This window comes from Streptomyces sp. BF23-19 (genome assembly GCF_041106355.1).
Classification (GTDB): Bacteria; Actinomycetota; Actinomycetes; order Streptomycetales; family Streptomycetaceae; genus Streptomyces; species Streptomyces virginiae_A.
The window spans coordinates 31688-58556 of the sequence record NZ_JBGBPT010000055.1; the positions used below are offsets into that span (position 1 = coordinate 31688).

At 71.8% G+C, this 26869-nt stretch carries 20 protein-coding genes; 11 read left to right on the forward strand and 9 right to left on the reverse strand.

What is annotated here, in order from left to right:
• Positions 1–167: 167 nt before the first annotated feature.
• Positions 168–467 (reverse strand): YciI family protein, encoded by a 300-nt coding sequence (locus AB8A24_RS27690; RefSeq protein ID WP_328960854.1) that lies wholly within the window; start codon positions 465–467, stop codon positions 168–170.
• 26 nt (positions 468–493) lie between these two features.
• Between AB8A24_RS27690 and AB8A24_RS27695 the strand changes: the two genes are divergently transcribed.
• Positions 494–1171: an endonuclease V gene (locus AB8A24_RS27695; RefSeq protein WP_369477914.1), complete on the forward strand. Its 678-nt coding sequence runs from the start codon at positions 494–496 to the stop codon at positions 1169–1171.
• A 49-nt stretch (positions 1172–1220) separates the two neighbouring features.
• Here the strand turns inward: AB8A24_RS27695 and AB8A24_RS27700 are convergent, their stop codons facing one another.
• Positions 1221–2420, reverse strand: coding sequence for a saccharopine dehydrogenase NADP-binding domain-containing protein (locus tag AB8A24_RS27700; RefSeq protein WP_328960852.1), 1200 nt, complete (start codon positions 2418–2420; stop codon positions 1221–1223).
• 256 nt (positions 2421–2676) lie between these two features.
• Here AB8A24_RS27700 and AB8A24_RS27705 point away from each other — a divergent pair, with 256 nt between their 5' ends.
• From AB8A24_RS27705 to AB8A24_RS27725, 5 genes are all read left to right on the forward strand, one after another.
• Positions 2677–3834 carry a CaiB/BaiF CoA-transferase family protein gene (locus tag AB8A24_RS27705; RefSeq protein ID WP_328960851.1) on the forward strand — a complete coding sequence of 386 codons (1158 nt, stop codon included), beginning with the start codon at positions 2677–2679 and terminating at the stop codon, positions 3832–3834.
• Positions 3834–4859: an LLM class F420-dependent oxidoreductase gene (locus AB8A24_RS27710; protein ID WP_328960850.1), complete on the forward strand. Its 1026-nt coding sequence runs from the start codon at positions 3834–3836 to the stop codon at positions 4857–4859. The genes AB8A24_RS27705 and AB8A24_RS27710 overlap by 1 nt, the downstream gene beginning before the upstream one ends.
• Positions 4860–4868: 9 nt before the next feature.
• Positions 4869–6011, forward strand: coding sequence for an acyl-CoA dehydrogenase family protein (locus AB8A24_RS27715; RefSeq protein ID WP_328960849.1), 1143 nt, complete (start codon positions 4869–4871; stop codon positions 6009–6011).
• A gap of 80 nt (positions 6012–6091) precedes the next feature.
• Positions 6092–7306 carry an acetyl-CoA C-acetyltransferase gene (locus AB8A24_RS27720; RefSeq protein ID WP_030728882.1) on the forward strand — a complete coding sequence of 405 codons (1215 nt, stop codon included), beginning with the start codon at positions 6092–6094 and terminating at the stop codon, positions 7304–7306.
• Positions 7307–7357: 51 nt separating this feature from the next.
• On the forward strand, positions 7358–9529 hold the full coding sequence (locus AB8A24_RS27725) for a 3-hydroxyacyl-CoA dehydrogenase NAD-binding domain-containing protein (protein ID WP_328960848.1): 2172 nt from the start codon (positions 7358–7360) through the stop codon (positions 9527–9529).
• Between the two features lie 52 nt (positions 9530–9581).
• On the opposite strand, the gene AB8A24_RS27730 is transcribed toward AB8A24_RS27725, so the two are convergent.
• The 5 genes from AB8A24_RS27730 to AB8A24_RS27750 all read right to left on the reverse strand — a co-directional run bounded on the left by AB8A24_RS27730 (position 9582) and on the right by AB8A24_RS27750 (position 15699).
• Positions 9582–10250: a 1,4-alpha-glucan branching protein gene (locus AB8A24_RS27730; RefSeq protein WP_369477915.1), complete on the reverse strand. Its 669-nt coding sequence runs from the start codon at positions 10248–10250 to the stop codon at positions 9582–9584.
• A gap of 23 nt (positions 10251–10273) precedes the next feature.
• Positions 10274–11245, reverse strand: a complete 972-nt coding sequence (locus AB8A24_RS27735) for an antibiotic biosynthesis monooxygenase (RefSeq protein ID WP_328960846.1) — start codon at positions 11243–11245, stop codon at positions 10274–10276.
• Positions 11242–13968: a molybdopterin cofactor-binding domain-containing protein gene (locus tag AB8A24_RS27740; protein ID WP_328960845.1), complete on the reverse strand. Its 2727-nt coding sequence runs from the start codon at positions 13966–13968 to the stop codon at positions 11242–11244. Before AB8A24_RS27740 ends, AB8A24_RS27735 begins: the two co-directional genes overlap by 4 nt.
• Positions 13965–14792: an FAD binding domain-containing protein gene (locus AB8A24_RS27745; protein WP_328960844.1), complete on the reverse strand. Its 828-nt coding sequence runs from the start codon at positions 14790–14792 to the stop codon at positions 13965–13967. The genes AB8A24_RS27740 and AB8A24_RS27745 overlap by 4 nt, the downstream gene beginning before the upstream one ends.
• Positions 14793–14958: 166 nt before the next feature.
• A complete protein-coding gene (locus AB8A24_RS27750) occupies positions 14959–15699 on the reverse strand; it encodes a MerR family transcriptional regulator (RefSeq protein ID WP_328960843.1) in 741 nt (246 codons plus the stop codon).
• Between the two features lie 85 nt (positions 15700–15784).
• Between AB8A24_RS27750 and AB8A24_RS27755 the strand changes: the two genes are divergently transcribed.
• Both AB8A24_RS27755 and AB8A24_RS27760 read left to right on the forward strand, forming a co-directional pair.
• Complete coding sequence (locus tag AB8A24_RS27755) at positions 15785–17662, forward strand: AMP-dependent synthetase/ligase (protein WP_328960842.1); 1878 nt, start codon at positions 15785–15787, stop codon at positions 17660–17662.
• Positions 17663–17800: 138 nt separating this feature from the next.
• Entirely contained in the window at positions 17801–19516 is a 1716-nt protein-coding gene (locus tag AB8A24_RS27760) for a BCCT family transporter (RefSeq protein WP_328965804.1), read from the forward strand.
• 23 nt (positions 19517–19539) lie between these two features.
• Here the strand turns inward: AB8A24_RS27760 and sph are convergent, their stop codons facing one another.
• Positions 19540–20529, reverse strand: a complete 990-nt coding sequence (gene sph / locus AB8A24_RS27765) for a sphingomyelin phosphodiesterase (protein WP_369477916.1) — start codon at positions 20527–20529, stop codon at positions 19540–19542.
• Positions 20530–20659: 130 nt separating this feature from the next.
• Here sph and AB8A24_RS27770 point away from each other — a divergent pair, with 130 nt between their 5' ends.
• The gene (locus tag AB8A24_RS27770) at positions 20660–21556 is read left to right on the forward strand and encodes an oxygenase MpaB family protein (protein ID WP_369477917.1); all 897 of its coding nucleotides are present in this window, start codon (positions 20660–20662) and stop codon (positions 21554–21556) included.
• Between the two features lie 69 nt (positions 21557–21625).
• Here AB8A24_RS27770 and AB8A24_RS27775 read toward each other — a convergent pair whose 3' ends face one another.
• Entirely contained in the window at positions 21626–23182 is a 1557-nt protein-coding gene (locus AB8A24_RS27775; RefSeq protein WP_369477918.1) for a M1 family metallopeptidase, read from the reverse strand.
• A gap of 475 nt (positions 23183–23657) precedes the next feature.
• On the opposite strand from AB8A24_RS27775, the gene AB8A24_RS27780 reads away from it, so the two are divergent.
• Both AB8A24_RS27780 and AB8A24_RS27785 read left to right on the forward strand, forming a co-directional pair.
• Complete coding sequence (locus AB8A24_RS27780; RefSeq protein WP_369477919.1) at positions 23658–24521, forward strand: hypothetical protein; 864 nt, start codon at positions 23658–23660, stop codon at positions 24519–24521.
• 84 nt (positions 24522–24605) lie between these two features.
• On the forward strand, positions 24606–26869 hold a 2264-nt coding region (locus AB8A24_RS27785), incomplete at its 3' end, for a Tex family protein (RefSeq protein ID WP_369477920.1).

Consider the following 26869-nt stretch of genomic DNA (forward strand, 5'->3'; position numbering starts at 1 on the left):
CACTCCGGCGGGAGGGGACGGCCGAGCGGGTCGGACGGCGGGGGAGGGAACGGCCGAGGGGACGGCCGAGGGGACGGCCGAGCGGGGCGGACGGCGGGGGAGGGGACGGCCGAGGGGGGCGGACGGTGGCCCGGGCCGGAGGCCGGCCGGCGCCGTCCCCCGGCGCGCTACACGATCGGGTTCTCCCGCACCGTCGACAGGTCCGCGGAGGTCTTCGTGGCGATGAACTCGGTGATGGCGTAGGTACAGACATCCGCCACCACGAAGGGGTCCTCGGCCGCGATCCGCTCGATCTCGGCCCGGGACACCCCGCCGGCCAGGATCACGCCGCCGTCGCGCGGGACCTTGCGCCCCGACGCGAGGAACACGCCGGCGGCGTAGTAGCCGTCCAACCAGGCGATGTGAGCGTCCATCTGTTCTTCGACGGACTCGAGGGGGGCGGTGTAGCTGAGCTCCATGACGAACATGATCGCCAGGCTACTCTCGCTCCATCATGACGAGTGTGAAGACCCCCGCCGACGAGGCCGAGGCCCGGGCGATACAGGACGAACTACGCCATCAGGTCGTGCTCACCGAGCCCGGCCCGCCACCCGGCCGCGGCCTCGTCACGGGAGTGGACGTCGCCTACGACGACGCGCGCGACCTGGTCGCCGCCGCGGCCGTGGTGCTCGACGCCGCCACCCTGGAGGTCGTCGAGGAGGCCACCGCCGTCGGGCACGTCAGCTTCCCCTACGTGCCCGGGCTGCTCGCGTTCCGCGACCTGCCGACCGTACTGGCCGCCCTCGACTCCCTGAAGACCGGGCCCGGCCTCGTCGTCTGCGACGGCTACGGCCTCGCGCACCCCCGCGGCTTCGGCCTCGCCTGCCACCTCGGGGTGGTCACCGGACTCCCGGCCATCGGCGTCGCGAAGAACCCGTTCACCTTCACCTACGAGGAACCGGGCGCCCGGCGGGGCGACAGCGCCGCGCTGCTCGCGGCCGACGGGACCGAGGTCGGGCGGGCGCTGCGCACGCAGGACGGGATCAAGCCGGTCTACGTGTCCGTCGGGCACCGGGTCTCGCTGGACAACGCCTGCGCGCACGCCCTGGCCCTGAGCCCCCGCTTCCGGATCCCCGAGACCACCCGCCATGCCGACTCCCTGTGCCGCCGGGCGCTGCGGGAGGCCTCCTGAGGCACCCGGTCCGGGTGCCCCGGCCGGTGGGCGATCGGCCGACCGCCCGTCAGCGGGCGTCCGCCACCCGGAAGGTGATCCCGGCCTTCTGGAGGCGGGCGATCAGGGCGTCGCCCATCGCCACGGCCGTCGTCAGCTGTCCGGCCACCTCCGGCAGGGCGTCGTGGGCCAGGCACAGCGCCGACTCGGCCAGCATCTTCGCCGTCTCCCCGTAGCCGGGGTCGCCGCCCGCGACCTCCGTGAACACGCGCCGGCCGCCGCCCTCGCCCACGAACCGTACGGTGAACCAGCTGCGCGCGCGGCGTTCCGCGTCCGGTCCCTGGCCCGGCTCCCAGCGGTTCATCAGCCACCGCCGGGCCGGCGGCACCTGGGCCAGGGCCACCGTCGCGCCCAGCGCCGCCGTACCGCCCACCGCGACGGGCAGGTGCTTGACGGAGGCGTAGTGCCGGTAGCGGAAGTCCGGGCCGTAGCGCTCCAGCGCGGCCGCCGACCGGGCCACGATCCGCGGATCCAGCGAGGGCAGCGGCATCGCCCACGTCCCGGTCTCCCGGCTGAACCGCGGTGCCCCCACCGGCCCGCGGGCCCGCCGCCCCAGCAGCCGGGGCTCGTGCAGCCGGCGCTCGCGCGCCGCGGCCAGGGTCTGGGGGCCGCGGCTCAGCGCGGTCAGCGCGGAGGCCAGGGTGCCGCCGGAGAAGAAGGCGTTGGACCGCATGAACCCGTCGACCGCCAGCGGGACCCCCTGCGGCAGCCGCCGGACCGTGAAGTACGCCCCGAGGTCGGCCGGGATCGAGTCGAAGCCGCAGGCGTGCACGATCCGCGCCCCGGTCTCCCGGGCCCGTGCGTCGTGCTCGACGTACATGCGGTCCACGAACTCCGGCTCGCCCGTGAGGTCCACGTAGTCCGTGCCCGCCTCGGCGCAGGCGGCCACCAGTTCCGCCCCGTACCAGATGTACGGGCCCACGGTCGTGGCCAGCACCCGGGTGGACGCGGCCAGCTCCCGCACGGCCGCGGGGTCCTGGGCGTCGGCCCGCAGCAGCGGCAGCCGCGCGCACGCCGGGTCGATCGAGGCCAGCCGTTCGCGCAGCCGCTCCAGCTTCGCGGTGTCCCGGCCGGCGAGGGCCCACCGGCAGCCGGCGGGCGCGTGCGCGGCGAGGTACTCGGCGGTGAGCGCGCCCACGAACCCGGTGGCGCCGAACAGCACGACGTCGTAGGCGCGTTCCGGCCGGTCGTGCGGGACAGTTGCGTTCATGAACGGCTCCTCCCAGGGGGTGTCGGTGGCCGAGGCTAGCGTGATGCTCGGCCGCCGGTACGAGCGGGTACGGCGCGCCGGGTGGGGGAGAGCGGCGCGCGGAGCCGGACGCTCCGGGGTCGGGCGATCCCCCGGGAGCCCCGCCCGGGGGCTTGTGTTCGATGGGCCACGTTCCTAGCATCACTGGTGTTACATCAGTTGTGTCACACAGCCGCACACCACGCACACCACGCACACCAGAGCCGCTGGGGGCCCGATGGCAGTGACAGGGAACGGGAACCGGGACGCGAGCGGGTCCGGCCCGCTCGCCGGGGTGCGCGTCGTCGAACTGGCGGGCATCGGCCCCGGACCGTTCGCCGCCATGCTCCTCGCCGACCTGGGCGCCGACGTCGTACGGGTGGACCGGCCCGGCGGTGGCGGGCTCGCGGTCGATCCGGCCTACGACATCACCAACCGCGGCAAACGGTCCGTCCTGCTCGACCTCAAGTCCGCCGACGGACCCGCCCGGGTCCTCGACCTGGTCGAGCGGGCCGACGTGCTCCTCGAAGGGTTCCGGCCGGGGGTCGCCGAGCGCCTCGGGGTCGGACCGGACCGGTGCCACGCCCGCAATCCGAAGCTCGTCTACGGCCGGATGACCGGCTGGGGCCAGGACGGCCCGCTCGCCGAGACCGCCGGGCACGACATCGCGTACATCGCCGTCACCGGCGCACTGGGCATGATCGGGAAGCCGGGGGAGCCGCCGGCCGTACCCGCCAACCTGGTCGGGGACTACGCGGGCGGCTCGCTCTACCTGGTCATCGGGGTCCTCGCCGCCCTGCACCACGCCCGCGCCACCGGCACCGGCCAGGTCGTCGACGCGGCCATCGTCGACGGCACCGCCCACCTCACCGCCATGATCCACGGAATGATGGCGGCGGGCGGCTGGCAGGACCGCCGCGGCGCCAACCTCCTCGACGGCGGCTGCCCCTTCTACGGCACCTACGAGACCTCCGACGGCCGGTACATGGCGGTCGGCGCGCTGGAGCAGCAGTTCTACGACACCTTCGTGGAACTCCTCGGCATCCAGGACCAGGCCCCGGCCCGCAAGGACCTCGCCCGCTGGGGCGAGCTGCGGGAGGCCGTCGCCGCACGCTTCAGGACCCGTACGCGCGCGGAGTGGACGGCCGTCTTCGAGGGCAGCGACGCCTGCGTGGCGCCCGTGCTCTCGCTGCGCGAGGCCCCGGACCACCCGCACCTCGCCGCCCGCGGGACCTTCACCGACTTCGGCGGGATCGTCCAGCCCGCGCCCGCGCCGCGCTTCTCGACGACCCCGGGTGCCCTCACCACAGGACCGGCGCGGCCGGGCGCGCACACCGAGTCGGTCGCGGCCGACTGGGACGTACCGGCCCTGCTCGCGAAGGAGGAGGAGAACTGATGGAACTGTCCATGATGCTCGACTACGCCGGGGACCCGCGCCGGGCCGCCGACCAGGCCGCCGCGCTGGAGTCGGCCGGGCTCGACGCCGTATGGGTGGCCGAGGCCTGGGGGTTCGACTCCCCGACGATCATGGGCTACCTCGCCGCCCGCACCGAGCGGCTGAAGATCGGCTCGGCCATCCTCAACGTCTACTCGCGCACCCCCGGCCTCATCGCCCAGACCGCCGCCGGCCTGGACGCGCTCTCCGGCGGCCGGGCGCTGCTGGGTCTGGGCGCCTCCGGCCCGCAGGTCGTCGAGGGCTGGCACGGGATGCCGTACGACAAGCCGCTCGGCCGGACCCGCGAGACGGTCGAGCTGTGTCGGCGCATCTGGCGCCGCGAGACGATCGACCACCACGGCATCACCGACATGCCGCTGCCGCCCGAGAAGGGCGGCCGGCACGGCAAGCCGCTGAAGATCCTCACCCGGCCGGTCCGCCCCGCGATTCCCGTCTACATCGCCTCGCTCGGCCCCGCCAACGTGCGGCTGACCGCCGAGATCGCGGACGGCTGGCTGCCCACGCTCTTCATCCCGGAGAAGGCCGCCGCGGTGTGGGGCGGCCCGCTCGCCGAGGGCACCGCCAAGCGCTCGCCGGAGCTCGGCCCGCTGCAGACCGTCGCGGGCGGCCTGCTCGCCATCGGCGACGACGCGGCCGCGGTACGGGACCTCGCGCGCCCGCAGATCGCGCTGTACGTCGGCGGGATGGGCGCGGTCGGCAAGAACTTCTACAACGACCTGGCCGTCGCCTACGGCTACGAGGAAGAGGCCCGGCGGATCCAGGAGCTGTACCTCGCCGGGCGGAGGCGCGACGCCGCTGCCGCCGTCCCGGACGAGTTCTGCGAGCTGATGACGCTGTGCGGGCCCGAGGGCTACGTACGCGAGCGCGTCGAGGCCTTCCGCGAGGCGGGCGTCACCATGCTCAACGTCACACCGGTCGGCCCCGACCCGGCCAAGTTGATCGAAACCGTCAAGAGCTGGCTCTAGGGGGCCCCGATGCAACGCCGCATCTTCGACGCCGACCACGAGGCGTTCCGCGAGACCGTACGCACCTTCCTCGGCAAGGAGGTGCTGCCGCACTACGAACAGTGGGAGAAGGACGGCATCGTCAGCCGCGAGGCCTGGCGGGCCGCGGGCCGACAGGGGTTGCTGGGCCTCGCCGTCCCCGAGGAGTACGGCGGCGGCGGGAACACCGACTTCCGCTACGCCGCCGTGATCGCCGAGGAGTTCACCCGCGCGGGTGCCCCGGGGCTGGCCATCGGCCTGCACAACGACATCATCGGGCCCTATCTGACCTCGCTCGCCACCGAGGAGCAGAAGCGCCGCTGGCTGCCCGGCTTCTGTTCCGGGGAGACCATCACCGCCATCGCGATGACCGAGCCGGGCGCCGGCTCCGACCTCCAGGGGATCCGGACCACCGCCGAGGACCACGGCGACCACTGGGTGCTGAACGGCTCCAAGACCTTCATCTCCAACGGGATCCTCGCCGACCTGGTGATCGTGGTCGCGAAGACCACTCCCGAGGGCGGGGCGCACGGACTGTCGCTGCTGGTCGTCGAGCGCGGCGCGGAGGGCTTCGAGCGCGGCCGCAACCTCGACAAGATCGGCCAGAAGTCCCAGGACACCGCCGAGCTGTTCTTCAACGACGTACGCGTCCCGAAGGAGAACCTGCTCGGCGAGCTGAACGGCGCCTTCGTCCACCTGATGACCAATCTCGCGCAGGAGCGGATGGGCATCGCGATGGCCGGCATCGCGGCCGCCGAACACCTGCTGGAGATCACCACGCAGTACGTGAAGGAGCGCGAGGCCTTCGGCCGTCCGCTGGCCAAGCTGCAGCACATCCGCTTCGAGATAGCGGAGATGGCCACCGAGGTCGCCGTCACCCGGACCTTCCTCGACCGCTGCATCACCGACCACTCCAACGGCGAACTGGACCACGTGCACGCCTCGATGGCCAAGTGGTGGGCCACCGAACTGCAAAAGCGCGTCGCCGACCGCTGCCTGCAACTCCACGGCGGCTACGGCTACATGACCGAATACCGGGTCGCCCGAGCCTTCACCGACGGCCGTATCCAGACCATCTACGGCGGCACGACCGAGATCATGAAGGAGATCATCGGCCGTTCCCTGCTCGGCTGACCTCCCCCGAACCTCCCCCGGGCCCCCGGACACCTCCCCCCGGACACCTCCTCCTTGGACACCTCCGAAAGGCTTGACCAGTGAGCACCGAAGCTTACGTATACGACGCGATCCGCACCCCGCGCGGCCGCGGCAAGGCCAATGGCGCCCTGCACGGCACCAAGCCGATCGACCTGGTCGTCGGACTCATCGACGCCCTGCGCGAGCGCAACCCGGGCCTCGACCCCGGCACCATCGACGACATCGTGCTCGGCGTCGTCGGCCCGGTCGGCGACCAGGGCTCCGACATCGCCCGGATCGCGGCCATCGCCGCCGGCCTCCCGGACACCGTGGCCGGCGTACAGGAGAACCGCTTCTGCGCCTCCGGCCTGGAGGCCGTCAACCTGGCCGCCGCGAAGGTCCGCTCCGGCTGGGAGGACCTGGTCCTCGCCGGCGGCGTGGAGTCCATGTCCCGCGTCCCGATGGCCTCCGACGGCGGCGCCTGGTTCGCCGACCCGATGACCAACTGGGACACCGGCTTCGTCCCGCAGGGCATCGGCGCCGACCTGATCGCCACCATCGAGGGCTTCTCCCGGCGCGACGTCGACGAGTACGCGGCCCTCTCCCAGGAGCGCGCCGCCGCCGCCATCAAGGACGGCCGCTTCGCGAAGTCCGTGGTCCCGGTCACCGACCGCAACGGCCTGATCGTCCTGGACCACGACGAGTTCGTCCGCCCCGGCACCACCGCCGACACCCTCGCCAAGCTGAAGCCCTCCTTCGCCGACATCGGCGAGCTCGGCGGCTTCGACGCGGTCGCGCTGCAGAAGTACCACTGGGTCGAGAAGATCGACCACGTCCACCACGCCGGCAACTCCTCCGGCATCGTCGACGGCGCCTCCCTCGTCGCCATCGGCTCCCGCGAGGCGGGGGAGCGCAACGGCCTGACGCCGCGCGCCCGGATCGTCTCGGCGGCCGTCTCCGGCTCCGAGCCCACCATCATGCTCACCGGCCCCGCCCCCGCCACCCGCAAGGCCCTCGCCAAGGCCGGCCTGACCATCGACGACATCGACCTCGTCGAGATCAACGAGGCCTTCGCGGGCGTCGTCCTGCGCTTCGTCAAGGACATGGGCCTGTCCCTCGACAAGGTCAACGTCAACGGCGGCGCCATCGCGCTCGGCCACCCGCTCGGTGCCACCGGCGCGATGATCCTCGGCACGATCGTCGACGAGCTGGAGCGCCAGGACAAGCGCTACGGGCTCGTCACCCTCTGCGTCGGCGGCGGCATGGGCGTCGCCACCATCGTCGAACGCCTCTGATCCGTCCCGTTCCCCCTGCCCACCGGACCTTCTGAAACGAAAGCAGTGACCATGAGCGAGTCCACCACGATCCGCTGGGAACAGGACGAGACCGGCGTCGTCACCCTGATCCTCGACGACCCCAACCAGTCCGCCAACACGATGAACCAGGCCTTCAAGGACTCCATCGCGGCCGTCGCCGACCGCGCCGAGGCCGAGAAGGACTCCATCCGCGGCATCATCTTCACCTCCGCCAAGAAGACCTTCTTCGCGGGCGGCGACCTCAAGGACATGATCCAGCTGCGCCCCGAGCACGCGCGGATCGCCTTCGACACCGGCACCGAGATCAAGCGCTCGCTGCGCCGGATCGAGACCCTCGGCAAGCCCGTCGTCGCCGCCATCAACGGCGCGGCCCTCGGCGGCGGCTACGAGATCGCCCTCGCCTCCCACCACCGCGTCGCCCTGGACGCGCCCGGCTCCAAGATCGGCCTGCCCGAGGTCACCCTCGGTCTCCTCCCCGCCGGTGGCGGTGTCACCCGTACCGTGCGCCTGATGGGCATCGCCGACGCGCTGCTCAAGGTGCTGCTCCAGGGCACCCAGTACACCCCGCAGCGCGCCCTGGACAACGGCCTCGTGCACGAACTGGCCGCCACCCCCGAGGAGATGCTGACCAAGGCCCGCGCCTTCATCGACGCGAACCCCGAGTCGAAGCAGCCCTGGGACGTACCCGGCTACAAGATCCCGGGTGGTACGCCGTCCAACCCGCGGTTCGCCGCCAACCTCCCGGCCTTCCCGGCCAACCTGAAGAAGCAGCTGAACGGGGCCCCGTACCCGGCGCCGCGCAACATCCTGGCCTGCGCCGTCGAGGGCTCCCAGGTGGACTTCGAGACCGCGCTGACCATCGAGGCCCGCTACTTCACCGAGCTGGTCACCGGCCAGACCGCCAAGAACATGATCCAGGCGTTCTTCTTCGACCTCCAGGCCGTCAACGCGGGCCGCAGCCGCCCGCAGGGGATCGAGGCGCGGGGGGTCCGCAAGGTCGCCGTCCTCGGCGCCGGGATGATGGGCGCGGGCATCGCCTACTCCTGCGCCCGCGCGGGCATCGAGGTCGTCCTCAAGGACGTCACCGCCGAGGCCGCAGCCAAGGGCAAGGCGTACTCCGAGAAGCTGCTCGACAAGGCGCTCTCCCGGGGCCGGACCACCGAGGCCAAGCGCGCCGAGCTGCTCGCCCGGATCACCCCGACCGCCGACGCGGCCGACCTCGCGGGCTGCGACGCCGTCATCGAGGCCGTCTTCGAGGACACCTCCCTCAAGCACAAGGTGTTCCAGGAGATCCAGGACGTCATCGAGCCGGACGCGCTGCTGTGCTCCAACACCTCCACGCTGCCCATCACGGGCCTCGCGGAAGGCGTTTCGCGGCCGGTCGACTTCATCGGGCTGCACTTCTTCTCGCCCGTCGACAAGATGCCGCTGGTGGAGATCATCAAGGGGGAGCGGACCGGCGAGGAGGCCATCGCCCGCGCCTTCGACCTGGTCCGTCAGATCAACAAGACGCCGATCGTGGTCAACGACTCGCGCGGCTTCTTCACCTCGCGCGTCATCGGCCAGTTCATCAACGAGGGCGTGGCGATGGTCGGCGAGGGCGCCGAGCCCGCGTCGATCGAACAGGCCGCCGCCCAGGCCGGCTACCCGGCCAAGGTGCTCTCCTTGATGGACGAGCTCACCCTCACCCTGCCGCGCAAGATCCGCAACGAGACCCGCAAGGCCTTCGAGGCCGAGGGCAAGGCGTGGACCGAGCACCCCGCCGACGCGGTCATCGACCGCATGGTGGACGAGTTCGAGCGTCCCGGCCGCAGCGGCGGGGCGGGCTTCTACGAGTACGACGACGCCGGCAAGCGCGCCCGCATCTGGCCGGGCCTGCGCGAGCACTTCGCCAAGCCGGGGTACGAGATCCCGTTCGAGGACATGAAGGAGCGGATGCTCTTCTCCGAGGCCCTGGACACCGTCCGCTGCCTCGACGAGGGCGTCCTCACCTCGATCGCCGACGCCAACATCGGCTCCATCATGGGCATCGGCTTCCCGGCCTGGACGGGCGGCGTGATCCAGTACATCAACGGCTACGAGGGCGGCCTGGCCGGCTTCGTGGCCCGGGCCCGCGAGCTCGCCGACACGTACGGCGAGCGCTTCACCCCGCCGGCCTCGCTGGTCGCGAAGGCCGAGCGCGGCGAGACCTACGCCGACTGATCTGGTGACAGCCTCGGGCCCGCCCGCGAGCGGGCCCGAGGCGTCCCTCCGGTCAGGCCTCGGACACGGCCAGGTGGGCGAACAGCCCGTGCTGCCGGGCGCCGTCCGGGGCGGACCAGCCGGCCAGCACCCGTCGCCCCGCGCCGTCACCGGCGGGAGCGGGGCGCAGTACCCGGCACACGGTCAGGGTCGACACGGGGCCCTCCTCCATCATCGGGCCCACGGTGACGAGGCTCGCGTCGGCGGCGTCCGTCACGGTCCCGGGGCCGGTCGGGCCCGCCGACACCCCGGCCCCCTCGGTACGGACCTCGACCGTCGGGTCGGGGGTGTCGCTCTCGCTCTGGGCCTGGGCCGTCGTACGGCCCGCCAGCAGGGCCAGCAACTGCTCGACCAGGACGAAGTCGTGGGCCCCGTCGTAGATCCAGCGACGGCCCAGCACACCGTGCTCGCAGGTGCCGATCAGGCCGTCCTCGGCGCCCTTCAGCGGAGCCCCGCGGTAGGTCAGCGGGACCAGGTAGGCCACCGGCTCGTCCCCGGCGGCGTCGGTGACCACCATGAACTCGATGCCCACCTCTCCCTCGGGGTCGTCGAGCCGGAACCCGCCCGCCTTGGCGAGGCCGGTGGTGCCCGTGGCTCCCTGGTACCAGGGCCGCGACGGGAGCCATTCGGCGAGGAGTTCCAGCTTGGTCGGGCTCAGCGTGGTGTGGTGGATGACTGCCATGACACGAAGCTACCCAGCCCCTGTCAGGGCAGCGTCCAGAACACCTCCGTCACGAGGTAGAAGACGACGACCCAGAACAGGAGCAGCGCGGTGACGACGGCGCCGCCGACCAGGTTGGTCCTGGCGGGCGGATCGTCCGGTGAGGGCCACAGCCACCGCCTGAGCAGCCGGTTCACGTAGTGGGGCATCGTGAAGAAGCTCATGATGAAGCTCGACAGCAGGTTGCCCACGAGCAGCCCGAACCAGAGCGGCATGCCCAGCGGATGCAGGGCGAGGCTCAATATCACGACGGTCGGGTAGAGCCCGACCCAGACCGCGACGGCGGTCTTGGTCTCCGAGGGCGGCGGCGCTTCCTTGCCGTTCTCCTCGAAGGCGAACCAACTGCCGAACGAGTTGTCGATCGTGCGCAGTTTGAAGTCGTTGAACTTCTCCCCTTCGGCGAGCATCTCCCGCCGCTTCGCCGACGTCAGCCAGGCGTCCAGGTGTTCGGCGTTGTCATAGCGGTACAGGGTGGTCCACTCGTCCTGAATGCCTTCGATGGGGCGGAAGATCTCGGTGCCGCGAAACCCTTCGAACTTGCTCTCCTCCTGACTCATGTGGCGCTGCCACGCGAGGAAGTCGTCGACGTGGTCCGGGGGGACGCGGTGGGTCACCACCACGGTCACGAGCGGGTCCGTCGGCTGTGTGCCACCTCTGATCACCTGCTGGGTCGCGGGACCGTCGAAGTACGGCTCGCCGGCGTCGAGGAGCCGTTGCCGGGTCGCGCCGTTCATCCAGGCCTGCAGGTGGGCCACCGAGTCGAACCGGTAGACGATCACCCAGTCGGGCTGCACGGTGGTCGGCGGGGACACCTGGACGCCGAGGTGTCCGGCGTACCGGGCGGCGGCGGCGTTGACTTCGTCCTGCCACTTCTCGTATGCCCGGTCCATGCCGGGGCGGACCCTCCGGCCGATGATGACCGTCGCCGCGGCGTCCGTCTGCCGTTCGGTCGTCATCGTCGCGTACCCGTCCGCGCCGACCGGCTGTCGACGAGCCGGCCGTAGATCCGCTCCGGAGTGAGGGGCAGCTCGCGGTAGCGGACGCCGGTGGCGTCGCGGAGCGCGTTCGCCAGCGCGGGAGCCACCGGGTTGATGCAGCACTCCGCCATCCCCTTGGACCGCATGGCCCCGACGGAGTCCGACGAGCCCACCAGGAGCACGTCGGTGCGCGGCACGTCGGCGTAGGTGGGGATGCGGTAGTTGCGGAGGTTCGGGTTGGCCATGACGCCGTCCGCGTCGATCTGGAAGTTCTCGGTCAGCGCGAATCCGATGCCCTGGGCGACTCCGCCCTCCACCTGTCCCCGGACCTGTTCCGGGTTGATGAGCACCCCGGCGTCGGTCGCCTGGACGCTGTACAGGACACGGATCTCACCCGTCACCTGGTGGACGGCGATGCGGAAGCCCTGCGTATTGGAGGTGATGCTGCGGGGCGAGCCGTACGCCTTGCGGGCGGCCGTGAACCGGATGCCGCGTGCCCGGGCCTCGGCGACGAGCGTGGCCAGCGAGACGCGCTGGTCCCCGCAGACGACGCCGTCGTCGTCCATCGAGCACATCACGACGTGGACGCCCGTGTGTGTGGCGGCGAAGTCCATGATGCGGTCGCGTACGGCGCCCGCCGCCCGGAGGACCGCGTTGCCCGCCACGAAGAGTCCGGCACTCGCGAAGGCGCCGGTGTCGAATCCCGTGCGGTCGGTGTCGGACTGCACCAGGCGGATCCGCGACGGTGTCGTACCCAGCTGGTTGGCCGCGATCTGGACGTGCGCGGTCGACGTGCCCTCCCCGAATTCCACGGTGCCGACGGCCAGTTCGTACACGAGGTCGTCGCCGAGCGTGATCCAGGCTTCGGAGACGTGCTCGGTCGGGGGCGCGGTCTCGTGCATGGAACTGGCGACGCCGACCCCGACGACCCATCCGGGGCCGGGGGAGGGCTGGTCGGCCGTACGGGCCAGCTCGCCGGCCACGAGGTCGATGCACTTGCCGAGCCCGTCCTCGTGGAACACCACGTCGTCGGGCCCGTCGTGCAGGGCGACGAGCGGCTCGCCCGGGCGCACGATGTTGCGGCGTCGCAGTTCGAGCGGATCCATGTGCAGGGCGAGGGCCAGTTCGTCCATCGCCGATTCCACGGCGAAGGCGGGCTGGGTCATTCCGTAACCGCGCAGGGCGCCGCTCGGGACGGTGTTCGTGTAGACGGAGAAGGCGTCGTACTTCTTGTTGGGGCAGCGGTAGATCATGACGGCGGAGCCGCCCGCGTACAGGGTCTCGCCGCCGTGGTTGCCGTAGGCGCCCGTGTTCGACAGGTTGCGGACCTGGAAGGCGGTGAGCGTGCCGTCGGCCTTCGCGCCGAGCTTGACCGTCAGCTTCATCGGATGCCGGGGCGAAGCCGTGGTGAACTCCTCCTCGCGCGTGTACTCGAAGCAGACGGGCCGGCCGGTGTCGAGGGCGGCGAGCGCGGCCAGGTCCTCCGAGATGACCTCCTGCTTGCCGCCGAAACCGCCGCCGACGCGCTTGCAGAACACGCGGAGCTGGTCCGGGCGCAGCGCGAACAGGTAGGCCAGCTTGACCTTCGCGATCGACGGGGACTGCGAACTGGTGCGGACGTTCAGCCGCCCGTCCTCCATCCAGGCGATCGAACCGTGGGTCTCCAGGTGCGCGTGCTGCACGCGCGGTGAGAAGTACGTGCCCTCGTGGATCACGTCGGCCGCGGCGAAGCCCGCGTCGACGTCGCCGATGTGCGAGTGGATCTCCAGCAGGAGGTTGTGCACGTAGTCGCGGGCGAACGGGTCCTCCGAGCCGTGCAGTTGCGGTGCCCCGTCGGCCATGGCCTTCTCGGGGTCGAAGACCGCCGGCAGCACCTCGTACTCCACGGCCACCTTCCGGCAGCCCTCCTCGGCCGCCCCGACCGTGTCGGCGAGCACCGCGACGACGCGCTGGCCGACGAAGCGGACCGTGCGGTCGAGGATGTAGGTGTCGTCCGGATCGACGAGGTGGTCGGTGTGGATCGCCGTGGTGAAGGGCCTGCGCGGTACGTCCTCCCACGTGTAGACGCGATGCACGCCGGGCACCGCGAGCGCGGCGGCCTTGTCGATGGAGACGATGCGGGCGTGCGCGTGCGGCGAGCGCAGCACTTTGAGGTGCAGCATCCCTTCCATGCGGGTGTCCATCGTGAATTCGGCGAGACCGGTCACCACGTCGTCGGCCGCGGGCGCGCCGACGCTCGTTCCGACGGCCCGTCCCGGCGCGGCCCTCTGCACGCCGGTGACGCCCTTCACCGCGTCCTCGATCGCCCGGTAGCCGGTGCAACGGCAGAGGTTTCCCTTCAACGCCCGGGGCAGGTCCGCCTTCTGGGCCTCGGTGAACGTCGCCGAGGTCATGATCATCCCTGCGGTGCAGAACCCGCACTGGAATCCCGGGGCGTCCCGGAACCGGCGCTGCGCGGGATGCAGGTCGCCGGGTGATCCGAGACCCTCGATCGTGGTCACCTCATGCCCTTCCGCGCGGAACGCGGGCGTGATGCAGCTGTGGACCGGAGTGCCGTCCAGCCACACGGTGCACGCGCCGCAGTCGCCGGCGTCGCAGCCCTTCTTGACGCCGAAGTGGCCGAGCGCGCGCAGGAAGGTACGCAGACACTGGCCGGGGTCCGGTTCCTCGGAGAAGCTCCTGCCGTTCACGGAGTACGTCATGCCGGGCCCCCAGCCATGAGTTCGTGGCGGATCTCTTCGGCGAAGTGGAGGGTGAGGTGGTGGCGGTGGTCCGGGGTTCCGTTGGGGTCGGCGAACCAGACGTCGGCGGGGATGGCGTTGATGCTCTGCTGCAGGGTGCGGGCATCGGGAACGGTGTCGAAAGCGATGCGCAGCGGGCGCGTGGTGCCGGCGGTGACGGTGAGCAGCAGGTCGCTCCTCCCCGCCGTTTGCGTACCGACGAGGAAGACCGTCGAACGGCCCAGGCGGGTCAGCGTGAAGAGGCGGTGGGCGGTGCGGCCTCGCAGGGCGCGCGCCGGAACACGGATGCGCCGCAGCAGTTCCCCGGGGGCGAGGATGTTCCGGTTGTTCCCGGTCACGAAGTCGAGGGCATCGACCGTGCGCACGGACCCGTCGGGAGCCCACAGCTCGTACTCGGCCTCGAGCGCGACCGTGAGCGTGATCATGGGCCCGGCCGGCAGGGACATGCAGATGTTTCCGCCGACGGTCGCCGAGTTCCAGACCTTGAACGAGGACAGGAACGCCTCGCAGCTCCGCGCGAAGAGGGGGCCCGCGGTCCAGTCGGCCGGGGGCGTGAAGGCGTACAGGTCCCGGATGGTGCACGTGGCGCCGATCTCCAGGCCCGCGCCGCTCGGCACGAGGGGATCCCAGCCCAGGGCGGTCAGGTCGACCAGGCGGTGCAGGCCCGGCTGCTCGGCGGAGAACAGCCACGTCCCGCCGGCGAGCCATGCGTCGCCCTCGCGCCAGTCGGCGCCCGGACGGTCGGACGGTCGCCGGACGACTTCGCTGATGGTGTTGAGGTCCATGGAACACCTGCCCGTTACGTGCAGGGGTGGCCGCCACCTTGAGCGGCAGAATCCGCTGGGGCCGCTGGGGCCGACCCGCTCAGGGCACAGGCCGGCGGGCGCAAAGAGTCCTTTCCAGCCTACTGAGAACGGGCCTGCCCCGCCAAAGCAGGTCTTCGGTCTGCGGCTATGGCCCGCCGGGTGCCTCGCCGGACACGAACGCCGCCCGCAGTTCCTCCCGTAGCGACCGCTGGAAGGCCGTCACCAGCGCCTGGACCACCATCGGCTGCATGTGCGCCGACAACGCCTTCATCGACTCCACCCGCTCCGGATCGCTCTCGCCCTCCGTGAACGGCCCCCACACCTCGTCCCGGAACAGCGCCGTCAGCTCGTGCGCCGCCGACCGGGTGTGCTCCACCAGCACCCCGCGCGCCGCCAGGATCGTCTCGTGGGCGATCGGTACGTCGAGCAGCGCGACCCCGAGCCTCAGCAGCCCCACGTCCACCCGGAACCCGTCCCCCGCGGCGGCGAGCACGTTCATCGCCGTCAGTCGCCGGACATCGGTGTCCGACAGGCTCCGCCCCGCCCGCTTCTCCAGCTCCTCCCGCGACACCTCCTGGGCCGCGTCCGGAGCCCAACTGGACACCATCGCGCGGTGGATCGCCAGGTCGTGGGCGCTCAGGTCGTCCGGCAGCGCGTCCAGATAGCGCTCGATGGCGGACAGGGTCATGCCCTGGTGCTGCAGCTCCTCGATCAGCGCCAGCCGGGACAGGTGTTCCGGCCCGTAGTGCCCCACCCGACGAGGGCCGATCACGGGAGGGGGCAAAAGCCCGCGGGTGCTGTAGAAACGAACGGTGCGCACGGTGACGCCCGCCCTGGCCGCCAGCTCGTCGACGGTGAGCATCGGCTCGGGTGCCTGGTCGGCCATCGTCTGCGCCTCGCTCTCTGCTCCACAGCTTGGGTTCAACAGTATTGCTGTCGCACCAACGATGTGAAACGGCCAGGAGCTGCCCATGACCACGAACCTGCGACTGCCCGGACGACCCGAAGAGATCACCCTGCCGGCCCTGCTGGCCCGCAACGCCGCCGAGTACGGCGAGCTCCCCGCCCTTTCCTGGCGGGCCGGCCCCGACGCCGCCGAGTGGACGACCCTCACCTGGGGCGAGGTGCGCCGCAAGGTCGCCGTCCTCGCCGCCGGATACGCCGCCCTCGGCGTCGAGCGCGGCGAACACGTGCTGATGATGATGGGCAACCGCCCCGAGCACTGGCTCAGCGACCTCGCCCTCGTCCACCTCGGCGCCGTGCCCGTCACCGTGTACGGGACCTCCGCGCCCGAGCAGATCGCCCACATCGCCCGGCACAGCCGGGCCCGGGTCGCCGTCGTCGAGGGCGCGCGCGAACTCCTGCGGTGGGAACCGCTGCTGGCCGACCCCGACGTGCCCCTGGAGCGTCTCGTCGTGGCCGAGGCCGCCGAGGCCGGCGAACACTCCACCTACGGGTCCCTGCACGCCGGCGGGGCCCGGCTCCACCGCGCCGACGCCTTCGAGAAGGCCTGGCAGGAGACCCGCCCCGAGGACCCGCTGACGGTCGTCTACACCTCCGGGACCACCGGGGACCCGAAGGGCGTGCGGCTGACCCATCGCAACCTCATGCTCCAGGCGATCCGCCTCGACCGGCACGTGGACCTGCCCGAGCACGCCGAGCACATCTGCTACCTGCCCTTCGCGCACATAGCCGAGCGGGTCCTCGGCATCTACCTGCCCCTGCTGCGGGCCTCGCACGTACGGCTGTGCGCGGACCCCGCCGCCGTGTCGGGGGCGGTCCGCGAGCTGCACCCGGTGCAGTTCTTCGGCGTGCCCCGGGTGTGGGAGAAGCTCGCCGCCTCGGTCCGCGCGGTCCTCGCCCAGCTCCCCGAGGCGCAGCGCACGGCCATCGAGGCCGCGAACGACCTGGCCCGCGCCCGGGCCGCCCATCGGGAGCGCGGCGAGGAGGTGCCGGCCGCGCTCGAAGCCTCGTACGCCGGGGCCAAGGAGCAGGTGCTGGATCCGCTGCTGCGGCTCGCGGGCATGGACAAGCTGATGTGGACGGCCAGCGCCACCGCACCGATGCCGATCGACGTGGTCCGTTTCTGGGCCGGCTGGGGCATCACCATCATGGACGCCTGGGGGCTCACCGAGACCTCGGGCGTGTGCACGGTCAACAGCCCGGACGGTTTCCGCCTCGGCTCGGTGGGCCGCCCGATCGAGGGGCTGGAGCTGAGGCTGGCCGAGGACGGGGAGATCCTCACCCGTGGGGCGACCGTCTTCGGCGGCTATCTGCGGCCGGACGGCTCGGTGGAGGGCGCCGCGGACACCGAGGGCTGGTTCCCGACGGGGGACATCGGCCGGGTCGACGAGGACGGCTACCTCTGGCTGACCGACCGCAAGAAGGAACTGATCATCACCTCGAACGGCAAGAACGTCTCGCCCGCCCTGGTGGAGAACACGGTCAAGGAGCACCCGCTGATCGGCCAGGCCCTGGTGCACGGCGACGGCCGCTCCTACCTCGTCGCCCTGCTGGTCCTGGACCCGGAGCTGGCGCCGGTCTGGGCCGCCGCCCGCGGCATCGAGGCGGCTTCCCCGGCCGAGCTCGCCGCGCACCCCGCCGTCCGGGAGGAGATCGCCCGCGCGGTGGAGCGGGCCAACGCCCGGCTCAACCGGACCGAACAGATCAAGCGGTACCGGCTGCTGACGCAGGAGTGGGGCCCCGAGACCGGGGAACTCACGCCCTCGCTCAAGCTCCGCCGCCGGGTGGTCCGTGACAAGTACGGCGCACTGATCGACGGCCTGTACGAAGAGTCGAACGGGGAGTCGTACGGGGAGCCGTACGAGGAGCCGTCCACGTCCGCGTAGCCCGGACGGACCGGTGCGGTGGGCGGGATCGAGCCCACCGCACCGGTGCCGTGGTGCGGGTGAACCGCCGCGCGGCCGCCCTGTGGCCCGCATCGATCGATATGAGATTAAATGTGAAATACATGATGCTCTGTCATGATGTGTGGTTCCAGCCCTTCGGGGAAGGGGGCTTCGTTGCCGGCCGATCAGCCTGCCCGCACGGACAAGGTGGTCTTCGGGGTCACCGCGGGCCTGACCCTCGCGTTCGTCCTCTGGGGCGCCGTGGCGACGGACTCGCTGGAGAGCGTGTCGAGCAGCCTGCTCGAAGGGCTCATCCACAACGGCGGCTGGGCCTTCATGCTCGCCGCCAGCGGCTTCGTCGTCTTCGCCCTCTGGCTGGCGATCAGCCGCTACGGCCGGATCCGCCTCGGCCACGAGGACGAGGTCCCGGAGTTCCGCACCGTCTCCTGGGTCGCCATGATGTTCAGCGCCGGCATGGGCATCGGGCTCATGTTCTACGGCGTCAGCGAACCCCTGGCGCACTACGGGACGCCCCCGCCCGGCACGCACCCGGTCGACTCCGCCGAGCGGATGCAGACGGCGATGGCCACCACCCTGTTCCACTGGACGCTCCATCCGTGGGCCATCTACGCGGTCGTCGGGCTCGCCATCGCCTACAGCACCTTCCGGCGCGACCGCCGCCAGACGATCAGCGCCGTGTTCGAGCCGCTGATCGGCTCCCGGCACGCCCACGGGGGCGCCGGCCGGGTCATCGACATCGTGGCGATCTTCGCGACCCTCTTCGGCTCCGCCGCCTCGCTGGGCCTCGGAGCTCTCCAGATCGGCAGCGGGATCAGTCAGCTGGGGTGGATGGACTCGGTCGGCACCGGACTCCTCGTGGCCGTCATCGCCGTCCTGACCGTCGCCTTCGTCGCCTCCGCGGTCTCCGGCGTGGAGCGGGGCATCCAGTGGCTGTCGAACATCAACATGGTGCTCGCCCTCGTCCTCGTGGTCTTCGTGTTCATCGCCGGGCCGACCATCATCGTGCTCGACCTCCTGCCCACCTCCCTGGGCGCCTACCTCGGCGACCTCCCCCAGCTCGTGGGCCGTACCGAGGCCACCGGCGCCGGCGAGGTCGCCGAATGGCTGGGCAGCTGGACGGTCTTCTACTGGGCCTGGTGGATCTCCTGGACCCCGTTCGTCGGCATGTTCATCGCCCGCATCAGCCGCGGCCGCACCATCCGGCAGTTCATCGGCGGTGTCATCCTCGTACCGAGCACCGTCAGCCTGCTGTGGTTCTGCGTCTTCGGCGGCACGGCCATGAAGCTCCAGGAGAGCGGCGACCTCCCCCGCGAGAGCACCCCCGAGGGGCAGCTCTTCGGGCTGCTCCAGCAGTTTCCCGCCGCCACCGTGATGAGCCTGCTGGTCATGGTCCTCGTCGCGATCTTCTTCGTCTCCGGCGCGGACGCCGCCTCCATCGTGATGGGCACGCTCTCGCAGAAGGGCGTCCTCGAACCGTCCCGGCCGGTGATCATCTTCTGGGGCGTGGTCACCGGCGCCGTCGCGGCCGTCATGCTGCTCATCGGCAACGGCGAGGGCGACGCGCTCGCCGGACTGCAGAACCTGACGATCCTCGTGGCGGCGCCGTTCACCCTGGTCATGATCGGTATGTGCGTGGCACTCATGCGCGACCTGCGCCGGGACCCGCTCATCATCCAGGGCGAACAGGGTGAGGAAGCGGTGGCGGTGGCCGTGGCCGCGGGCCACGAGGAGTACGGCGGCGAGTTCGAGATCCGCATCGGCCCGTCCGGCGACCAGGAGGCGGACGCGGCCCGGCCGCCCTCGGCGTCCTCGCCACCCGACGGCCGTCCCTGACGGGCCGATCCGACAGCGAGCGCTCAGCGTCCGATCAGCGGGTAGTGGTCGGAGAGGTTGGTGTACGTGTAGGAGGTGCCCCAGCTGGAGACCGTCCAGGGCGCCGACTGCTCCTTGACCACGTTGTTCTCCCAGCCCGCCGGGCGGGCGTTGCCCTTGCGGTAGAGGACGTAGTCCAGGTCCTCGCGCGGGTCGGTCGGGTAGCGGTAGTTCGCTATGGAGTTCAGCGCGGTGTCGAAGGAGTACGGGTGCCCGGTACGGCTGTCGGCGTCGGCCAGGTCGGCGTTCGCCAGCAGGCTCGCGTACTCCGGGGTGCGCGAGTCGACGTTGAGGTCGCCCGCCACGATGACCTGCTCGCTCGCCGGGATGTTCTTCCCGTCCAGGAAGGCGTCCACGGCGCGGAACTGACGGGCGCGCATCTCCGCGGCCTCGCCCGCGCCGCAGCCGGGGTCGGTGGACTGCGCGTGCGTACCGACCACGTGCACCTTGGTGCTGTTCACGTTCAGGACGACGTAGGCGAAGCCCTTGTTGGACCACCAGTCTGCGCCGCAGGCGTCCTTGTAGACGACCTGTTCCTTGCGCAGGATCGGCCACTTGCTGAGGATCGTGACCCCGCCGTCCTCCGGGGTGGTGGCGGAGTACGCGCCGCCCGTGGCGTCCCAGCCGCTCTTGCCGCGGCCGACGACCGGCGTCTGGTACGGGTACTGCGCGGCGGAGTTCGCCTTCAGCGCGTCCGAGGAGCTGTTGTCGAAGGCCTCCTGGAGCACGACCACGTCGTGGCCCTGGTAGAAGGAGGTCTTGGGGATCTCGGCGGCCCGGTGGTCCTGGCCCCAGTTCGGGTACAGGTTCTTGCTCATCAGGAACACGTTGTACGACAGGACGCTGAGCCGCGGTGCGGCGGCGGTCTCCGCCGCCGAGGCGGCGGGCGCGGTGGTGGCGGCCAGCGCGCCTGCGGCGACCGCGGCGACGGCCGTGGCGGCGGCGCGGCGCGAGCGGGGCGAGGAAAGCAGCATGGAGGTCTCCATCATTCCTGCGGGGGAAGATCGACGCCGTCATACAAGCAGCAGCAGTTACCTCTGGGTAACACCCGTGCAGAGACTTTCTGTCCATAGGACGGCCGTCCGGTGCTCGCATACTTGTCATATGACGAAGACGGACCCCGTACACCCCGCCGGACCTGCGGCCGCGCGCCGCACCGACCCCGAGCCGCCGCCCCCCGGCGGGGTGCTGTGGACCATCGCCGGTGACGTCCGGGCCCTGCTGATGCTCCCCGCCGCCTTCACCATGCAGGTCGCGCACCCCGCGATCGCGGCCGGCGTCGACCAGTACTCCGTCTTCCGCACCGACCCCTGGGGCCGCGGCGAGCGCTCCCTGCGCTCGGTCCAGCTGTGGGTGTACGGCGGGGAGGAAGCCGCCGAGGAAGGCCGCCGGGTGCGCCGCCTGCACAAGGACATCCAGGGCACCGACACCCGCGGCCGTCGCTACCACTCCCTCGACCCCGCCTGCTACGCCTGGGTCCACGCCACCGGCTTCCCGGTCTACCTCTACGCCGGGCGCTACCTGCTGCGGCGCTTCACCCCCGCCCAGGAGCGGCAGCTCTACCAGGAGTGGCTCCAGGTGGGGCGCATCCTCGGCCTGCGCGACCGGGACATGCCGCAGAGCATCGAGGAGTACTGGACGTACTGGGGCCGGATGCTGGCCGAGGAGATCGAGCCCACCGCGGTCGCCCGCGAGCTGATCTCCACCGAGGTGAAGCTGCCCCGGCCGGAGGTCGGCTCGCCCGCCGTGCGCCTGCTGCTGAGATCGACCTGGCCGGTGCTGCGGGCCGGCTTCCTGCGCCTACGGGCCTTCGTCACCGTCGGCTACATGCCGCCCGAGGCCCGCGCCGCGATCGGGCTGGAGTGGAGCCCGGCCCAGGAGCGCGCGCTCCGGCGGTTCAGCACGGCCGTACGGCTCCTCGTACCGCTGCTGCCCGAGCGGCTGCGGTACCTGCCGATCGCCTACCGGGCGCGGGCCGAGTGGCGTGCGGGACGGCGCTGACGGCCCCCGGTGCACACGCGGCCCCCGCCGGATGCGGGGGCCGCGTGCGGTGCGGGGGCCGGCGCGGGCTCAGTGCCGGTGGCCGGGCCCGGAGCCGTGCGCGGTGTCGCGCTCGGTGTCGTGGATCGTGTTCGTCTGCGCGATCTTCTTCCAGGACTTCGGCTCCGCCGCGGGCGTCGCCGGGGCGGACTGCGCCGAGCGGGCCGCCGGCTTCGCGGACACCGGGTTCAGGGCCGAGGCCTCGGGCTTGCCCGGGGTGTACAGCCAGGTCTCGAAGAGCTGCGCGAGCGGCTTCTTCGAGACCTTCTCGGCGTACCGGACGAAGTCCCCGACCTTGGCGTTGCCGTAGGCCCGCTCGGTCGGCCAACCCTTGAGGATCTCGAAGAACTTCTCGTCGCCGATCTCGTTGCGCAGCGCCTGCAGGGCGATGGCCCCACGGTCGTAGACGGCCCCGTGGAACTGGTTCTCCGGACCCGGGTCACCCGGCTTGACCTGCCAGAACGCGTCCTCGGCCGGGCGCAGGGCGTAGGCCCAGTCGGCCAGCTCCTGCGCCGTGCCCTCGCCCTCCTTCTCCGACCACAGCCACTGGCTGTAGCGGGCGAAGCCCTCGTTGATCCAGATGTCCTTCCAGCCCTCGACGGACACGCTGTCGCCGTACCACTGGTGCGCCAGCTCGTGCACGACCACCGAGACGTTGGCGCCGTTACGGAACTGGGCCGGGCCGTAGAACGGCCGCGTCTGGGTCTCCAGGGCGAAGCCGGCGGTCACGTTCGGCACGTAGCCCCCCAGCGCGTTGAAGGGGTACGGCCCGAAGACCCCCTCCAGCCACTCGGCGACCTCGCCGGTCCGCTCCACGCTCGCGCGGGCCGCGCCCGCGTTGTCGCCGAGGTCCTTGCTGTACGCGTTGAGGATCGGCAGCCCGCTCGCCGTCTTGTCGGTGGTGATGTCGAACTTGCCGACGGCCAGGGTGGCCAGGTAGGTGGCCTGCGGCTTGTTGGAACGCCAGTTGTACCGGGTCCAGCCGAGCCGCGAGGTCTGGGACTGCAGCACGCCGTTGCTGATCGCCTGGGTGCCGTCGGGCACGTTGATCGAGACGTCGAAGGTGGCCTTGTCCAGCGGGTGGTCGTTGCTCGGGAACCACCAGACCGCCGAGTCGGGCTCCTGCGCCGCGACCCCACCGTCGGGCGTGCGCTGCCACGCCGTCCAGCCGTCCACCTTGAACTCGGAAGGCTTCCCCGCGTACTTGACGACGACGGACAGCGGGGTGTTGCGCGCCAGCGGCTTCGCCGGGGTGACCTCCAGCTCGTGGGAGCCGGACGTGGCGAACTTCGCCTTGACGCCGTTGACCCGGATCTCGCTGACCTGGAGGCCGAAGTCCAGGTTGAAGCGGGACAGGTCCTGCTTGGCGGTGGCCAACAGGGTGGCCGTGCCCTCCAGCAGGTCCGTCTTCGGCTGGTACTGCAGGCGCAGGTCGTAGTGCGACACGTCGTATCCGCCGTTGCCGCTGGCCGGGTAGTAGGGATCGCCGATACCCGGGGCGCCCGAACCCGAACCCGCCGCCGACGCCGGGATCACCAGCAGGAGGGAAGCGGCGAGCACGCTCGGGGCGATGACTTTGCGGTGCACGAATGGCTCCAAGTGGTAGGGGAGACAGATCGGTTCACAGAGTGGTCCAAGGCCTTGTGGCTCGACCGTATTCACCCTTGACCGCTCAGGTCATGTCCATGGCCCCTGCTGTCACACGATCGCCATTCGGCCGTCACGCGGACGCGCGTGGGACGGTGCCGCGGCCGACCGCGGGGGTACCGCTCGCCCCGGCACACCCGCTCCGGCCTGCGCTCCGACCGCCCGGAGCCCCGGTCCCGACGCCGCCGCCGAACGCCCGCCCCCGCCCCCGGGAACGTCCGGATCGACACGACGCCCCCTTGCCGCACACCCGCCCCTGCGGGCGCGCGGTCGCCCCCGCGCCCGGTCGGCGGTGTGGGGCGACCCCGGGCGGAGAGCCGGTCCTGGCGGCTGCCCGGCCGTTGAAACACCCCTGCTCGACGGCCCCCAGGGGCAGCCCTGTCCGGCGTACCGAATAGTCGGTACCGTGCCGCGCATGACCCTTCATCCGCTCGCCGCGCGACGCTGCTGGCACGCCGCCGTCAACCCGCTGCACGCCACCGTCTACTTCTCGCCGGAGATCGCCTCGGAGTTCGCCGCCCTCGGGATAACCGACCCCGTCGCCGTCAACCTGGCGCACCGCTCCGCCGCGATGGGCGCCGTCGGGGCCGGCGCGGTCACCGCCACCTTCTACAACTACCGGCACGACCTCGTCGCCCGGCACCTGCCCGCCGTCTGGGACACCGTCGCCCCCGAGCAGGCCCTCGCCGCCCGGCTGCGCGCCGCCGACGCCGCCCTGACCCGGCTCCTCGGCGCCGAGACCGTGAAGTCCCCGGAGGTGGCCGAGGCCGCCGACCTGGCGATGCGGGCCACCGAGGGCTGTACCCGGCACGCCCGCACCCTGTACGCGGCCCACGCCGACCTCCCCGTACCCGAGGAGCCGCACCTGCGGCTGTGGCACGCCACCACCCTGCTGCGCGAGCACCGCGGCGACGGACACCTCGCCGCCCTGCTCCTCGCGGGCCTGGACCCGGTGGAGGCCCTCGTGAGCCACACCGCCACCGGCAAGGGCATGACCCCCAAGTGGCTCAAGGCCATGCGCGGCTGGACCCAGGACGACCTCGACGCCGCGGCCGGCAGGCTGCGCGAGCGCGGCGTCCTCGACGGCGCCGGCGAGCTGACCGAGGAGGGCACGGCCCTGCGCGAGCGACTGGAGAGCGACACCGACCGCCTCGACGCCGCGCCCTACGAGCACCTCGGCGCGGACGGCCTGGCCCGCCTCACCGAGCTCGGCGGCGCCCTCGTCCTCAAGGCCGTGACCGCCGGGGCCTTCCCGAGGGACCTCATGGGCAGGGCCTGACGGGCAGGGCTCCCGACGTCCGGCACCGCCACCTGCCACAATTGGCAGCCTTCCAGTGCAAACGAAGGCAGGCGGGACCCGATCGTGACGACGTCCATCGAAGGCAGGATCGCCGAGGAGCTCGGCGTACGGGAGCGGCAGGTCAAGGCCGCCGTCGAGCTGCTCGACGGCGGCTCCACCGTGCCGTTCATCGCGCGCTACCGCAAGGAAGCGACCGAGATGCTCGACGACGCCCAGCTGCGCACCCTCGAGGAGCGGCTGAGGTACCTGCGGGAGCTGGAGGACCGCCGCGCGGCGGCCCTGGACTCCGTACGGGAGCAGGGCAAGCTCACCGACGAACTGGCGGCGCGGATCGCCGCGGCCGACACCAAGGCCCGGCTGGAGGACATCTACCTGCCCTTCAAGCCCAAGCGGCGCACCAAGGCGCAGATCGCCCGCGAGGCCGGTCTGGAGCCGCTCGCCGAGGGCCTGCTGGCCGACCCGTCGGTCGAGCCGGTCGCCGCCGCGGCCGCGTTCGTCGACGCGGACAAGGGCGTCGCCGACCCGGCGGCCGCCCTGGAGGGCGCCCGATCCATCCTCACCGAGCGGTTCGGCGAGGACGCCGACCTGATCGGCGAGCTGCGCGAGCGCATGTGGGGCCGCGGCCGGCTCGCGGCGAAGGTCCGTGAGGGCAAGGAGGAGGCGGGCGCCAAGTTCGCCGACTACTTCGACTTCGCCGAGCCGTTCACCGCGCTGCCCTCGCACCGCGTCCTCGCCATGCTGCGCGGCGAGAAGGAGGACGTCCTCGACCTCGCCCTGGAGCCGGAGGAGCCTCGCGAGGAGCCGGGCCCGTCCACGTACGAGGGCATGATCGCCCGCCGTTTCGGCGTCAGCGACCGCGGTCGTCCCGGCGACAAGTGGCTGGGCGACACGGTCCGCTGGGCCTGGCGTACGAAGATCCAGGTGCACCTCGGCATCGACCTGCGGATGCGGCTGCGCCAGGCCGCCGAGGACGAGGCCGTACGGGTCTTCGCCTCGAACCTGCGCGACCTGCTGCTCGCGGCCCCCGCCGGCACCCGGGCGACGCTCGGCCTCGACCCGGGCTTCCGTACCGGTGTGAAGGTCGCCGTCGTGGACGCGACCGGCAAGGTCGTGGCCACGGACGTGATCTACCCGCACGTCCCCGCCAACAAGTGGGACGAGTCCCTCGCCAAGCTCGCCCGCCTGGCGAAGGAGCACGCCGTCGAGCTGGTCGCCATCGGCAACGGCACGGCCTCCCGGGAGACCGACAAGCTGGCCGGGGACCTCATCACGCGGCACCCGGAGCTGAAGCTCACCAAGGTGATGGTCTCGGAGGCGGGCGCCTCCGTCTACTCGGCCTCCGCCTTCGCCTCGCAGGAACTGCCGGACATGGACGTGTCGCTGCGCGGCGCGGTCTCCATCGCCCGCCGTCTGCAGGACCCGCTCGCCGAACTCGTCAAGATCGACCCGAAGTCGATCGGCGTCGGCCAGTACCAGCACGACCTGTCCGAGGTGAAGCTCTCGCGCTCGCTCGACGCGGTCGTCGAGGACTGTGTGAACGGCGTCGGCGTGGACGTCAACACCGCCTCCGCGCCGCTGCTCTCGCGGGTGTCGGGCATCAGCGGCGGCCTCGCCGAGAACATCGTGGCCCACCGCGACGCCAACGGCCCCTTCCGTAGCCGCAAGGGCCTCAAGGACGTGGCCCGGCTCGGCCCGAAGGCGTACGAGCAGTGCGCGGGCTTCCTGCGGATCCGCGGCGGGGACGACCCGCTGGACTTCTCCAGCGTGCACCCCGAGGCCTATCCGGTGGTCCGGGGCATGGCCAAGAGCGCGGGCAGCGAGGTGGCGGCCCTGATCGGCAACTCCGGCGTGCTGCGCTCGCTGCGGCCGGAGCAGTTCGTCACCGAGGCCTTCGGTCTGCCCACCGTCTCGGACATCCTGCGCGAGCTGGAGAAGCCGGGCCGCGACCCGCGCCCGGCCTTCAAGACGGCCACCTTCAAGGAGGGCGTCGAGAAGATCGGCGACCTGGCCCCCGGGATGATCCTGGAGGGCGTGGTCACCAACGTGGCCGCCTTCGGTGCCTTCATCGACATCGGCGTCCACCAGGACGGGCTCGCGCACGTCTCGGCGCTGTCGAAGAACTTCGTCAAGGACCCCCGGGACGTGGTCAAGCCGGGCGACATCGTCCGGGTCAAGGTCATGGACGTGGACATCCCGCGCAAGCGGATCTCGCTGACCCTGCGGCTGGAGGACGAGGCCGGGGCGGAGCGTGGCGCGGGCGCGCCCCGCCAGCGCGAGGACCGGCGGGGCGGTGGCGGCGGTGGCGGTGGCCGGCCGCCGCAGCAGCG